At 66.0% G+C, this 16126-nt stretch carries 1 protein-coding gene and 1 pseudogene; both read left to right on the forward strand.

The genetic code is table 11. The features are described 5' to 3' along the window. On the forward strand, window positions 1-6841 hold a 6841-nt coding region (locus EGM97_RS25865; RefSeq protein ID WP_477788888.1), incomplete at its 5' end, for an amino acid adenylation domain-containing protein. A 3-nt stretch (window positions 6842-6844) separates the two neighbouring features. After that, window positions 6845-16126: pseudogene (locus EGM97_RS25870) on the forward strand (amino acid adenylation domain-containing protein); the annotation flags it as partial.

Below are 16126 nucleotides of genomic sequence, written 5' to 3' on the forward strand. Positions count from 1 at the left end.
GGACCGCCTGCCCCTGACCGCCAACGGCAAGCTCGACCGCCGCGCATTACCGGAACCGGGCCAGGATGCGCTCGCCAGCAAGGCCTACGAGGCGCCGCAAGGCGACACCGAGGTCGCCATTGCCGAGATCTGGAAAAACCTGCTGCACCTGGATCAGGTCGGCCGTCACGACGGTTTCCTCGAACTGGGCGGGCACTCGCTGCTGACCGTGCAACTGCAAGCCCGCCTGCACCAGGACCTGGGGGTCGAGATTGACCTGCGCACCCTGTTCGCCCAGACCTCCCTGAGCGAACTGGCCCGGCACGTGGAACAGGCCGGCACCTCGCAGCTCCAGGCCATTGCCGTGGTGCCCCGCGACCAACCGCTGCCGCTGTCCCTGGCCCAGCAACGCCTGTGGTTCCTCGACCAGTTGGACCACGCCGCCAGCGTCGCCTACCACATGCCTGCCGCCTTGCACCTGCGCGGCCATCTGGATCGCATCGCCCTGCAACGGGCCCTGGACCGCGTCGTCGCCCGCCACGAAAGCCTGCGCACCACGTTCCAGCACATGGACGGTGAAGCCCGCCAACGCTTCGCCCCGGCCGACATCGGCTTTACCCTGATCGAACACGACCTGCGCGCGCTGGACACCGACGCCCGGCAACACGCCGTCGAGCAACTGACCCAGGACGAAGCCCGCGAAGCCTTCGACCTGAGCCAGGGCCCGCTGATTCGCGGACGCCTGCTGCGCCTGGCCGACGACGACCATATCCTGCTGGTGACCCAGCACCACATCGTCTCCGACGGCTGGTCGGTGGCGGTGTTGATCGGGGAGTTCAACGCCCTGTATGCCGCATTCTGCCAAGGCCTCGACGATCCGCTGCCACCCCTGGCGCTGCAATACGCCGACTACGCCGCCTGGCAACAGCAGCACCTGCAAGGCGAACGCCTGCAAGCCCAGACCCGTTTCTGGAAAGAGCACCTCGACGGGGCTCCGGCCCTGCTGGAACTGCCCGCCGACCATCCACGGCCCCAGGTGCAGAGCTACCGGGGCGCCGCCCTGGCGCTGCAACTGCCTGCGCCGTTGAGCGCCAAGCTGCGCCGCTTCAGCCAGGAACAGGGCCTGACCCCGTTCATGACCTTGCTCGGCGCCTGGTCGATCCTGCTTTCGCGCCTGAGCAACCAACCGCAGGTCGTGGTCGGCACCCCGGTCGCCAACCGCACCCGCCGGGAAACCGAGGCGTTGATCGGCTTCTTCGTCAACACCCTGGCCCTGCGCATCGACGTCCAGGCCCACAATCGCGTCGATGAACTGCTGCAACGGATCAAGGCCACCACCCTCGACGCCTACAGCCATCAGGACCTGCCTTTCGAACAGGTCGTCGAAGCCCTGCAACCGGAGCGCAGCCTCGGCCACAGCCCACTGTTCCAGGCCATGCTGGTGCTCGGCAACACCCCTCACGACCAGGCCCTGGCCCTGCCGGGACTGAACCTGACCCCGCTGGCCCAACCCACCGGCACCACCCAGTTCGATGTGAGCCTGTCGCTCAACGACGACGGCGACGTCATCAGCGGCCAGTTCGAGTACGCCACCGACCTGTTCGAGGAAACCACCATCGCCCGTTGGGGCCGGCATTTGCTGCACCTGCTCGAGGCGATGCTGGACGATGCCAGCCAAGCGCTGGCGACCTTGCCGTTGCTGGATGACGCCCAACGTCGACAGTTGCTGGAGACGTTCAACCCCGCCCCCATCGCCCTGGACGAAAGCCCAAGCCGCTTCCCCCATGTCGTCTTCGAAACACAGGCAAGCCGCACGCCGGACGCTGTGGCGCTGGTCGGTGACGGGCAGACCCTGAGCTATGCCGAGCTGAACGCCCAGGCCAACCGCGTGGCCCACGGTCTGATCGCCTTGGGCGTGCGGCCCGACGACACCGTCGGCCTCTGTGCGCGCCGCAGTCCGGAGATGGTTATCGGCCTCTTGGGCATCCTCAAAGCCGGGGCGGCCTACGTGCCCCTCGACCCCCAATACCCGGCGCAACGCCTGACCCACATGCTGGCCGACAGCGCCCCCAAGGCGCTGGTTCATCAGCATGGCCTCGACGCATTGCCGCTGCCCCATGGCCTGTCGACCCTGGAACTGGGCAGCCCGGCGTTGCCGCAAAGCCCGACCCACAACCCGCAGGTGACGGACCTGAACTTCGGCCATCTGGCCTATGTCATCTACACCTCCGGCTCCACCGGGTTGCCCAAGGGCGTGATGGTCGAACATCGCGGCCTGCGCAACCTGCTGGACTGGTACCTCGAAGACTTGGCGTTCCATGCCGGCGATGCGGTACTGCTGGCTTCGTCCTATAACTTCGACCTGACCCAGAAAAACATCCTCGCGCCACTGATGGTCGGTGCGTCCCTGCACCTGGCCGAAGAACCGTTCAACCCGGCCGCCATCGTTGCGCAGATCGCCGAGGCGGGCATCTCGCACCTGAACATGTCCCCCAGCGCTTTCCACGCGCTGGTGGACGCCGACCGGCACGGGGCGATGACCTGCCTGAAACGGGCTGTACTGGGGGGCGAACCGATCCAGGTCGCGATGCTGCAAAAACTGCCCGAGCCACGGCCGGCGATCATCAACAGCTATGGCCCGACCGAGTGCAGCGACGTGGTCGCCTGGCATGCCTTGGATGCTGACCCGGACACCTATCGGAACCGTTCGATCCCCATCGGCCGCCCCATCCGCAACATGCAGCTGCATGTGCTCGACAGCCTCGGCCAGTTGCTGCCAGTGGGTGTACCCGGCGAGATTCACATTGGCGGCGTCGGCGTGGCGCGCGGTTATCTCAACCTGCCGCAACTCAGCGCCGAACGTTTCATTGCCGATCCGTTCAGTGCGCAGGTCGATGCGCGCCTGTACAAGACCGGCGATATCGGCCGCTGGCTGGCCGACGGCACACTGCAATACCTGGGACGTAACGACGACCAGGTGAAGATCCGCGGCTTGCGCGTGGAACTGGGAGAAATCGAGGCCGCCCTCGCCGCCCTCGACGGGGTCCGCGAAGCCGCCGTCATCGCCCGCGATCACCAGGCCGGTGGCAAACGCCTGGTGGCGTACCTGTGCGGCGAACCGGCAGCCGCTGAACAACTGCGCACCGAACTCTTGCGCCGGCTGCCCGAGCACATGGTGCCCAGCGCTTTCGTGGTGCTGGATGCATTGCCGCTCACACCCAATGGCAAGCTCGACCGTCGCGCCCTGCCCGAACCGGGCCAGGACGCCTACGCCAGCCGGGCCTACGAGGCGCCGCAAGGCTCGGTGGAAGTGACCATCGCCGGGATCTGGCAGCAACTGCTGGGGCACGAGCGCATCGGGCGCCACGACGGTTTCTTCGAGCTCGGCGGACACTCGCTGATGGCGGTCAGCCTGATCGAGCGCCTGCGCGAACAGGGCCTCAACGCCGATGTGCGCAGCGTATTCAGCGCGCCAACCCTGCGGGAGTTGGCCGTGGCCTTGAGCGATGCGAAGGATTCGGTGTTCCAGGCCCCGGCCAACCGCATTCCGGCCGATTGTCAGGCCCTGTCCCCGGACATGTTGCCCCTGGTGCACCTGACGTCGGAGCAACTCGAACGGCTCGTCGCCGCCGTACCCGGCGGTGCGGCCAACATCCAGGACATCTACCCCCTGGCACCGTTGCAACAGGGCATCCTGTTCCACCACCTGCTGGGGCACGAAGGCGATGCCTATCTGGTGCGCTCGATGCTCGAATTCGATGACCGCCAGCGCCTCGATGCCTTTATCGATGCCCTGCAACAGGTGATCGACCGCCACGACATTCTGCGTACCTGTGTGCACTGGGATGGCCTGCCTCAGGCCGTCCAGGTGGTGCAACGTCATGCGCGGCTGCCGGTGCACAGTGTCACCCTCGACAACCATCAGGATCCCCTGAGTCAGCTCCAGGCTCTGAGCGACCCTCGACAGCTGCGCCTGGATTTGCGCCAGGCCCCGCTGATGCGTGCCTGCATCGCCCGTGATCCACACTCCGAACGCTGGCTGCTGGCGTTGCTCAATCACCATATGGCGAGCGACCACGTGACCCTGGAGATCGTTCTCGAAGAAATCCACGCGATTCTTCACGGACAAGGCGAAAGCCTCGGCACACCGCAACCTTATCGCGACTTCATCGCCCAGACCCAGGCCGTTCCGTCCCAGGTCCACGAGACGTATTTCCGCCGCCGACTGGCCGATGTCGATGCGCCAACCGCTCCCTTCGATCTGCTTGAAGTACAAGGGGACGGCAACCACATCGAAGAAGCCAGTGTGCAACTGAGCGTCGAACTCAACCTGCGCCTGCGGGCCCAGGCCAGGGAACGGGGCATTACCCCGGCGACGCTGTGCCATGTGGCCTGGGCGCAAGTGCTGGCCCGTTGCACCGGGCGCGACGACGTCGTGTTCGGCACCGTGGTCGCCGGGCGCCTGCAAGGCTCGGCGGGCGCCGAACGGGCCCTGGGTGTGTTCATCAATACCTTGCCGGTACGCGTCCAACTGAAGGCAGGCGGTGCCAATGAACAGGTGCTGGCCACCCACCGCGACCTGGTCGAACTGCTGAGCCATGAACAGGCATCCCTGGCCCTGGCCCAACGTTGCAGTGGCGTGCCCAGTGCCTTGCCGTTATTCACCAGCCTGCTCAATTACAGGCACCAGCGCGATGACAGCCAGTTGCAATGGCCGGGCCTGCGTATCCTGGGCAGCGCCGAGCGGACCAACTACCCACTGACTCTGTCGGTGAATGATTATGGCGATGCCCTCGGGTTGACGGTACAGAGTGTCCGGACAGTGGACCCGCAGCGCATCTGTGCGTTGATGCAACGCGCCCTGGAGCAACTGGCCCAGGCCTTGATGTACACACCGCAGATTCCCCTCACGCAACTGGATGTTCTGCCTCCTCAAGAGCGCACCCTGCTGCTGGAGACGTTCAACCAGACCCAAGCGCATTACCCGACGCACCTGTGCATCCAGCAGTTGTTCGAGGACCAGGTGCGCAGGACTCCGGACGCCTGCGCACTGCTCGACGGCCATCGACATCTCAGTTATGCCGAACTCAACGCCCAGGCCAATCGCGTGGCCCATCACCTGATCGCGGCGGGTGTGCAGCCGGGCGATCTGGTGGCGATCTGCGTCGAACGCGGCGTGGCGATGATCAGCGGTCTGCTGGGCATCCTCAAGGCCGGCGGCGCCTACGTGCCGCTGGATCCGACCTATCCGGCCGAACGCCTGGCCTCGATTCTCGAGGATGCCCGGCCACGCTTGTTGCTGGCCGACCCGGTCGGTCGCGCCGCAGTGGGCACGTTGCAGGAGGGCACCCGTTACCTGGCCCTGGAGCAGGCCCTGACCACGTCGAACAGCCGTGACCCGCAGCTGGATGGCTCGGGGCTGACTCCGACGCACCTGGCCTATGTGATCTACACCTCCGGTTCCACCGGCAAGCCCAAGGGAGTGATGATCGAGCATCGCAACCTGGTGGCTTCGACGCTGGCCCGTGTCTCGGTCTATGGGCCGGCGACCGACAAACGCTTCCTGCTGCTGTCGTCGATTGCCTTCGACAGCTCGGTCGCCGGTATTTTCGGGACCCTGGTCAGCGGTGGCGCATTGTGCATCCCGGATGCCGAAACCGCCCGCGATCCGGAAGCCATCGCCCGCTTCATCGACGCACAGGCCGTGACCTCGCTGCTGTGCGTGCCTTCGCTGGGACGCCTGGTGCTGGCAAGCCTCGCCGCCGGAAACGGACATGGCAGCCTGCGGGAGATGATCGTCGCCGGGGAAGCCTGCCCTGCGCAGTTGGTGCAGGAATGCGCCGGCCTGGAACCGGCGATTACCCTGTACAACGAATACGGCCCCACCGAAGCCACAGTCTGGGCCACGGTGCACCGCTGCACCGCCCAGGACACCGGGACCGTGCCGATCGGGCGTGCCATTCCCAACAGTCGCCTGTACGTACTCGACGAACAACGTCAACCGGTGCCGCTCGGCGTACCGGGCGAACTGTACGTAGGCGGCGCGGGTGTTGCCCGAGGCTACCTGGACCGCGCGCAACTCAACACCGAACACTTCCTCGCCGATCCGTTCGGCCCGGGCGAAGAGGCGCGGATGTACCGCACCGGCGACCTGGTGCGCCTGCGCGCCGATGGCGTGCTCGAATTCCTCGGGCGCAACGACCAGCAAGTCAAGATCCGCGGTTTCCGTATCGAACCCGGTGAAATCGAAGCCTTGATGCTGACGTTGCCAGGTGTGCGCGAGGCCGCCGTCATCGCTCGCGAAGACACACCGGGGGCGGTACGCCTGGTGGCTTACCTGAGTGTCGAACCGCATCTGGCCGGTCGCAATGCCAGCAGCACGCTGCGCCCCTACCTGACCTCGCAGTTGCCGGACTACATGGTGCCCGCGGCGTTCGTGGTGCTCGAACGGCTGCCATTGAGCCCCAACGGCAAACTGGACCGCCGCGCCCTGCCCGCGCCCCGCAGCGAGGATTTCGCCTTGCGCCAGTACGAAGCCCCCAACGGCGAAACCGAAGAACTGCTGGCGCAGATCTGGGCCGACCTGCTGGGCCTGGAACGGATCGGCCGGCATGACGACTTCTTCGAACTCGGCGGTCATTCGCTGCTGGCGGTGCAAGTCACTCTGCGAGCACGGGAGACCTTCGCCGTCGAGCTACCGCTCAGGAGCGTCTTCGAGCACCCGTCGCTGCTGGCGCTGGCCGACCTGGTCACCACCCTGCAACTGGCGCAGTTCGAGTCGGATGAATTGATGGACCTGCAACAAGAAATGGCTTCGCTGTCTGAAAGCGAACTGCTCGCTATCGTCTCCAAGGATGCTTAACAATTGAACGAACATAACGATAGTCTCGACCAGTTGAAACGTGCCGCGCTCCTGCGTCTGCTCAAGCAACGCGGCGCCACACGGGTCATCGAAACGCCCCAGGACGACATCGCCCCCACGGACCGCGAGGGTCCGCTGGCGCTGTCCTTCGCCCAGCAACGGCTCTGGTTTCTCGATCAGTTGGACCCGACGGCCAGCGCCGCCTATCACATACCCGCCTCCCTGGTACTGCGCGGCACCCTCGACCGGAGCGCGCTCAAGGCAGCCCTCGACCGTCTCGTGGCGCGGCATGAAAGCCTGCGCACCACCTTCCGTCGCGAGGGTGAGCACCCGGTACAAGTCATCGCTGCGGCCGATTGCGGCTTCCACCTCGAAGAGCATGACCTGCGCCACCTGCCCGGGGAACAGGCCGGGCGTGAAGCACAGCGCCTGGCCGATAGCGAGGCGGCGCAGCCATTCGACCTGCTGCATGGCCCCCTGATCCGCGGCAGCCTGTTGCGCCTGGCCGACGATGAGCACCGGTTGCTGATCACCCAGCACCACATCATCTCCGACGGCTGGTCCATCGGCCTGTTGGTCAAGGAGTTCGCCGCGCTCTATGAAGCCTTCAGCAATGGGCAGGCCGATCCGCTGCCACCGCTTGACCTGCAATATGCCGATTACGCCGCCTGGCAACGTCGCCATCTGGAAGGCGAGCGGCTCGAACAGCAGGTGGAGTTCTGGCGTGCCCAACTGGTCGGCGCCCCGGCCCTGCTGTCGCTGCCGACCGACCGGCCGCGCCCGGCGGTCCAGAGCTACCGGGGCGAAACCCTGACATTCGACCTGCCTGCATCACTGTCCAGCGCTATTGTCCGGTTCGCCCAATCCCGCGCCGCGACCCCGTTCATGACCCTCATGGCCGCCTGGGCGATTTTGCTGGCGCGTGTGAGCGGCCAGCAGGATCTGGTGATCGGCACCGTCGCCGCCAACCGTGACCGCCAGGATGTGCAGTCGCTGATCGGCTTTTTCGTCAACACCCTGGCCCTGCGCATTCGCCTGGAAGCCAACCCGACCCTCGATCAGGTACTGCAACAGGTCAAGCAATTGATGCTGGATGCCTCCAGCCGCCAAGACACGCCGTTCGAACTGGTGGTCGAGGCCCTCAAGCCGCCGCGCAGCGCCAGCTACAGCCCGGTGTTCCAGACCATGTTCTACACCAACGCCGGGGGGGGCGGCGGCCAGCTGCACCTGCCGGGCCTGGACCTGGAGTTCCTGCCGTCGCGCAAGGACAACACCCAACACGATCTGTCCCTGCACATCGACGAAGGCGGCCCTGGCCTGTCGTGCAGCCTGTCGTATTCCACCGCGCTGTTCGATGCCTCCACCGTCGAACGCCTGGCGGCGCGTTTCGAACGCCTGCTGCGCTGCTTCACCGAAGCACCGGACACCCGCATCGGCGCATTGGAACTGGACCCGGCGCTGGCCTTGCCGCCCGTCACCGCACTGCAACCTGTGCCGCAGCCCATGCCGCTGTCCTACCACCAGGAACGACTCTGGTTCGTCGACACCTTCGAAACCGGTTACCTGTACGACGCCAACCCGGTCTACCACAACATCCCGTTGCTGCTGGAGCTGACGGGCGAGCTCAACCAATCGGCCTTGCAGACCGCCCTCGACGGCCTGTTGGCCCGTCATCCGATCCTGCGCTGCCGGGTGTCGAGCGATGACGGCGCCACGGCCTGGCAACGTTTCGACAGCCCCGCGAGCCTGGCCCTGGAAGTGATCCAGGAAACGTCGAGCGAGCTGGCGACCCGAGCCCTGGCCGAGACACGACGGCCCTTGACCATGGACGCGCTGGTACGCGCCACACTGGTGCGAGCCGATGAGCGCCACGCCGTCCTGGCGATTGCGGTGCATCACTTGCTGGCCGACCGTACCTCGATGCAGTTGCTCAAGCGTGACCTGCTGGCCCTCTACGAAGCCGCCTGCGCCGAACGCAGTGCCGAGTTGCCGGCGTTGCCGTTGGGCTACAGCGATTTCGCCGCCTGGCAACGCCAGCTGCCGGCCGCGGTGCTGGAGAACCTGCGGGCCTACTGGACCTATCAGTTACGCGGCAAACTGCAAGCCCTGGAGTTGCCCCTCAACCGCCCACGGATGGCCGTGCATGTGTTCGCCGAAGCGACTCACGACTTCAGGATCGAACCGGCGCTGGCACGCCGTCTCGAAGCGCTGGCCCAGGACGTCGGCGTGAGCGCCGACAGCCTTGCCTTGAGTGCCTTCACCGCCCTGCTGCGCCGCTACGCCGGGCACGACGAACTGGTGATCGGCACCACCGCCGCCTGTCGCGAGCCGGCCTTGAATGACGTCGTCGGCCCGCTGGACAACCTGCTGGTCATGCGCGCCTTCTGCGCTGGCGACACCAGCCTGCAACAGCTCTGGGAACAGACCGCCGACAACCTTACCCAGGGCCTGCGCCATCGCCACATGCAATTCGACCAGTTGGTGCTGGCCCTCAATCCGGCCAAGGACATGAGCCGCACCGCGCTGTTCGACGTACTGTTCAACTTCCAGCGCAGCAGCGACACCCAGCCACCGGTGGCCGGGCTGGCGATCAACACGCTGGAAACCAACCTGGGCTACGGCAAGAACGACCTGCACCTGCTGGTGTCGGCCGGTGAACAGCATTGGTCCGGGCACCTGGTCTACAACGCCGAATTCTTCGATGCCGGCTTCATCCAGCAACTGATGCGTCATTACGTGCGCCTGCTGCAAGCCTTTGTCGAGGATGCGCAGCAGCGCGTCGATGACGTCCAACTGCTGGACGCGACCGAGCGCCAGCGGCAGATCATCGATTTCAACGACAGCGAAGCGGCCTGGCCCGACACCCTGACGTTGCAACAGATTTTCGAGGAGCAGGCCCGCCAGGCGCCTGACCGCATTGCCGTCAACCTCGGCCAGGAGCAGCTGAGCTATCGCCAGCTCAACGAACAGGCCAACCGCCTCGCGCACCGTTTGCGCGCCGCAGGGGTGCGTCCCCAGGAACTGGTGGCCATCACGCTCGAACGCTCGGTGCAGATGATCGTCGCCACCCTGGCGGTGCTCAAGGCCGGCGGCGCCTATGTGCCCATCGACCCGGCCTCGCCCCAGGAGCGCATCGCCTATGTGCTGCGCGACTGCGGCGCGCGCAAGGCCATCGCGCGTCCGGGCATGGCGCCGGCGTTGCAGGCCCTGGGTATCGAGGTCTTCGATCCAACCCTCGGCAACGTTGACGCCAGCGTCGTCAACCCACCCAACGTCAACGCCCCGGACCACCTCTGCTATGTGATCTACACCTCCGGTTCCACCGGTGAACCCAAGGGTGCGCTGCTCGAACACCGCAACGTGGTGCGACTGCTGCACAACAGCCGGCCGGATTTCCAGTTCGGTGCCGACGACGTCTGGTCGCTGTTCCACTCCAACGCCTTCGACTTCTCGGTCTGGGAGATCTTCGGCGCGCTGCTCTTCGGTGCACGCCTGACCCTGGTTCCCGACGCGCTGCGCCGTGATCCGACAGCCTTGCTGGGTTTCCTTGAAAGCGAACAGGTGACGGTGCTGAACCAGACCCCATCGGCGTTCCATCAGCTCAGCGCCGCCGCCCTGGCGACACCGGAGGTGCGCCTGGAGCGGCTGCGGTACGTGATCTTCGGTGGCGAAAGCCTGGAGCTGGGCAAGCTCGACGCCTTTCATCGCGCCTTCGGCCACGTGGCGCTGGTGAACATGTACGGCATCACCGAAACCTGTGTCCACGTCACCTACAAGGCCATCGGCGCGGCGGACATCGCCGCCGGTATTTCCAACGTCGGCCGGCCGATTCCCACCACCGTGGCCTATGTGCTCGATGCTCGCCAGCGCCTGCTGCCGGTGGGTGTGGCCGGGGAGATTTGCGTCGGCGGGCTGGGGGTCGGTCGTGGCTACCTGAACCGTCCGGCACTGACCGCCGAACGCTTCATTGCCGACCCGTTCCGTCCCGGCGAGCGCTTGTATCGCTCCGGCGACCTGGGCAAATTGCTGGACAACGGCGAGATCGTGCACCTGGGCCGGATGGACGCCCAAGTGAAAATCCGCGGCTTCCGCATCGAGCTGGGCGAGATCGAAGCCAAGTTGCTGGCGTGCGACGGTGTGCGTGAAGCGCGGGTACTGGCCCGCGATGACGCCAGCCAGGGCAAGCGCCTGATTGCCTACCTCATTGCTCGTCCGGGCGCCGTCCTGGAAGTGGCCGCCCTGCGCAAACAATTGGGCGCAACCCTGCCCGACTACATGATCCCGACGGCCTTCGTCAGCCTTCACGCGTATCCGCTGACGGCCAACGGCAAACTGGATCAGGATGCCCTGCCCGCACCGGACCTGGATGCCATGTCCGAGCGCGGCTATGTCGCCCCCGAAGGCGCCACTGAAATCGCCCTGGCGCAGATCTATCAGGAGCTGTTGGGTCTTGAACGCGTCGGCCGCCGCGACAGTTTCTTCGAACTGGGCGGGCACTCCCTGCTGGCGGCGCAACTGGTTACCCGGGTGCGTCAGCAGTTGGGCGGTGACCTGATGCTGCGCGAGCTGTTCAGCCATCCCACCGTGGAGGAACTGGCGCGGGTCGTGGGCAATCTGCACACCGCCGAGGCCGAAGTCATCGGCCAGGCCGACCGCAACAAACCGCTGGCGCTGTCGTTCGCCCAGCAACGGCTGTGGTTCCTCGACCAGCTCGACACCGGCGCGGGCAGTGCTTATCACATGCCGGCGGCATTGCTGCTGCGGGGCGACCTCGACCGTGGCGCGCTCAAGGCGGCGCTGGATCGCCTGGTGGCGCGGCACGAAAGCCTGCGCACCACCTTCGAGCGCCGTGGCGAACAGCCGGTGCAGATCATTGCCCCGGCAGACTGCGGCTTCGTACTGGCCGAACAGGATTTGCGCTCGCTGCCCTACGAGCAGGCCAGCCTCAGCGCATCGCGCATCGGCAACAGCGAGGCCCTGGCCCCGTTCGACCTCAGCCGGGGCCCCCTGATTCGCGGCCGCCTGCTGCGCCTGGCCGATGACGAACATATCCTGCTGATCACCCAGCACCACATCATCTCCGACGGCTGGTCGGTCGGCGTCCTGGTCAGGGAACTGGCCGCCCTTTACCGGGCGTTCAGCCAGCAGCAGCCCGATCCCCTGCCGGCGCTGCCGATCCAATACGCCGATTACGCCGCCTGGCAGCACCAGGCCCTCAAGGGCGAGCGCCTCGACCGCCAGGCCGAGTTCTGGAGTGAGCACCTCAAGGGGGCGCCGGCGCTGTTGTCCTTGCCAACCGACCGTCCACGTCCGGCGACGCAAAGCTACCGGGGTGGCGATGTTCCGGTGGAAATCCCCGCCGCGTTGCGCGAACGCCTGGAACGCTTCTGCCAGGCCCACAATGTCACGCTGTTCATGGCGTTGCTCAGCGCCTGGTCGGTGCTCATGGCCCGCCTGGGCAACGAGCGCGACGTGGTCATCGGCGTGCCGACGGCCAACCGCAGCCGCACCGAGACCGAAAACCTGATCGGTTTCTTCGTCAACACCCTGGCCCTGCGGGTCGACCTGACGCAGGACCCGAGCGTCGTCCAACTGCTGGAGCAGGTCCGGCAGACCACCCTGGCCGCTCATGAACACCAGGACATTCCGTTCGAGCAAGTCATCGAAGCCGTGCAACCGCCCCGCTCCCTGAGCCATAACCCGCTGTGCCAGGTGGCCCTGTCCCTGGACAACACCCCTGGCGGCGGCGAGTTGAGCCTGCCCGGACTGACCCTGGCACCGGTGGCCCAGGCTCATGAAACCTCGCAATTCGACCTGATGCTGACGCTGGGCAACGACGGCGGCACGCTGGCCGGGGTGATCGAATACGCCAGCGACCTCTTCGACCGCGCCACCGTGGAGCGCTTCGCCCAGCATTTCCTGGTGCTGCTGCACGCCATGGTGGCGGATGTCGGACAATCGGTGCTGAGCTTGCCCTTGCTCACCCCCGCGCAGTGTCTGGCGTCGCCGGCGGCACTGGCACCCAAGGCAGTCTTCACGCCCGAACGCCTGGTGCATCAGCGCTTCGAACAAATCGCCGCGGCCCAGCCCCAGCGCACGGCCCTGGTCTTTGGCGAAACGGAGCTGAGCTACCAGGCCCTCAACCGTCGGGCCAACCGCATCGCCCGGACGCTGATCGCCGAAGGCGTAAGGCCCGATGACCGGGTGGCAATCCTGGCCCGTCGTGGTGTGGAAATGGTCTGCGCCGTGTTGGCGGTGCTCAAGGCGGGCGCGGCCTACGTACCGCTGGACCCGGCCTACCCTGCCGAACGCCTCGGCTACTTGCTGGACGACAGTGCCCCGGTGGCCCTGCTGGCCCAGCCCGCCTGCCTCGACGCCCTGCCCGAACACCAAGTACCGGTGGTGAGCCTGGAGGACTACACCGCGGCCGATGACCTCGACGATGCCCTGGACCTGGATCCGCAAGCCGACGCCCTTGGCCTGACCTCCCGGCACCTGGCCTACGTCATCTACACCTCGGGTTCCACCGGGCTGCCCAAGGGCGTGCTGGTAGAGCATGGCAACGTCGCCCGACTGTTCGACGCCACCGCCGAGCTGTTCAGCTTCGGCAGCGACGACGTGTGGACGCTGTTCCATTCCTTTGCGTTCGATTTCTCGGTCTGGGAGATCTGGGGCGCGCTGACCTACGGCGGCAAGTTGGTGGTGGTGCCCAGCGACATCGCTCGTTCGCCGGATGATTTCTACGCGTTGGTCTGCCAGCAGCAGGTCACCGTGCTGAACCAGACGCCGAGCGCCTTCCGCCAGTTCATCGAGGCCCGTGAGCGCAGCGACCGGGAGCACGGCCTGCGGGAAGTGATTTTCGGTGGCGAAGCCCTGGATTTCCGCAGCCTGCGACCGTGGACGGCCCGCACGCCGCTGTCCCGGACCCGCCTTGTCAACATGTACGGGATCACCGAGATCACCGTGCACGCCACGTATTACCCGGTCAGCCAGCAGGAAATCGATACCGGCGCGCCAAGCCTGATCGGACTGCCACTGCCGGACTTGTGCCTGCGCATTCTCGACAATCACGGGCAACCGGTGCCGGTAGGCGTCAATGGCGAGATCTACATCGGTGGCGCCGGTGTGGCCCGGCATTACCTCAATCGCGACGAACTCAATGCCGAGCGGTTCATCCGGGATCCGTTCGCCGTCGAACCAGGCGCACGCCTGTATCGCACCGGCGATATTGCCCGCTATCGCGCCGACGGTGGCGTGGTGTACGTGGGTCGTAACGATTCGCAGATCAAGATCCGCGGTTTCCGCATCGAGCTGGGGGAAATCGAAGCCCAACTGATGGCTTGCGCCGAAGTCCGCGAAGCGCTGGTGATCGTTCGCGAGGACTCGCCGGGTGACAAGCGCCTGGTGGCGTACCTGATTGCCCATGAAGGCGTCGTCCCCGAGTCGTCGGCCCTGCGCAGCCAATTGGCAAGCGTACTGGCCGAGCACATGCTGCCCAGCGCCTTCGTGACCCTGACCGCCTGGCCGCTGACCACCAACGGCAAACTGGACCGCAACGCCTTGCCGGTGCCTGACGCGTCCGCCGCCGCGAGCCACCACTACGAAGCCCCGCTGGGGGCCGTCGAGATGACACTGGCGAATGCCTGGCAGGAGTTGCTGGGGGTTGAACGGGTCGGTCGCCAGGACCATTTCTTCGAACTGGGCGGCCACTCGTTCCTGGTCATCAGCCTGATCGAGCGCCTGCGCCAGGCCGGCCTGCAACTGGACGTGCGCACGGTATTCTCCGCCCCGACTCTCAAGGCCATGGCCGCCGTGCTCGCCGGCGGCGACAGCGCCCAGCGGGTCGTCCCGGCGAACCTGATTCCCGCCGACTGCACGGCCATCGAGCCGCAGATGCTGCCGCTGGTGACCCTCAACCAGCAGGAAATCGAGCAGATCGTCGCCGATGTCCCAGGTGGCGCCAGCAATGTTCAGGACATCTACCCGCTGTCGTCGTTGCAGGAAGGCATCCTGTTCCACCACCTCTTGCAGTCCGAAGGCGACGCCTACCTGATGCGCACCGTGGTGACCTTCAATCGTCGCCAGTTGCTCGATGACTTCCTGGCGGCCGTTCAGGTGGTGATCGATCGCCACGATATCCTGCGCACGGCCCTGCGCTGGCAGGGGCTGCCGCAACCCGTGCAGGTGGTCCATCGCCAGGCGCAATTACCTGTGGTGACCCTGGTTTGCTTGCCTGGCGAAGATGCCTTGCAGATCTTGCGTGACCATACGGACACCCATCACCTGCGACTGGATCTGCAACGGGCACCGCTGATCGCGGCCTACATCATCCATGACGCGCCTCGGGAACAGTGGTTGCTGGCACTGCTCGACCATCACCTGGTCAGCGATAACGTGACCCTGCGCCTGATCATGCTGGAGATCCAGGCGGTCCTGGCCGGCCAGGCCGACAGCCTGCCGCCGTCTCAGCCTTATCGTAATTTCATCGCCCAGGCCGCCAGCGTGTCCCAGGCGGAGCATGAGGCCTACTTCCGCCGCCTGCTGGCCGACGTCGACTCCACCACCGCGCCCTACGGCGTGCTGGACGTACGGGGCAACGGCGCCGGGATCAAGCGTGCGGTCCAACACCTGGGCGACGAGCTCAGTGCCCGGGTGCATCGTACGGCGCGCCAGCAAGGGGTACCGACATCGGTGCTGTTCCATGCGGCCTGGGGCCTGGTGGTGGCCGCGACCAGTGGTCGCGACGACGGAATTTTCGGCACGGTGCTGTCGGGCCGCTCCCAAGGCACCGCCGGTGCCGACCATGCCCTGGGGATGTTCATCAATACGCTGCCGATGCGCATTCGCTTGCAGCAAAACACCGTCCGCGACATTGTCCAGGACGCTTACCAGCAACTCAGTGAACTGCTGACCCACGAACAGGCCTCCCTGGCCCTGGCCCAGCGTTGCAGCGCGGTGGACGCCTCGCTGCCGCTGTTCACGGTGATTCTCAACTGCCGGCATGGTGACCTGGTGAATGCATCCGGGGAAAACGTCGAGGACATGGGCGAACATGAAGGCATGCACTTCATCGCGTCGGAAACCCGGACCAACTACCCGATCGAAATTGCCGTGGCGAACGTGGGCAGCGGGTTCTCCCTAACCGCCCAGTCCATCACCGGCATCGACCCGCAGCGCATTGCCGCCTACCTCGGCCAGGCCGTGGCCGCCCTGGTCGAAGCCCTGGAACAGGCGCCCGAGCGCCTCGCCAGCAGCCTGGAAGTGCTGCCTGACGCCGAGCGGCAA

The organism is Pseudomonas sp. AF32, assembly GCF_022342325.2.
In the GTDB taxonomy this organism is placed as follows: Bacteria; Pseudomonadota; Gammaproteobacteria; order Pseudomonadales; family Pseudomonadaceae; genus Aquipseudomonas; species Aquipseudomonas uvaldensis.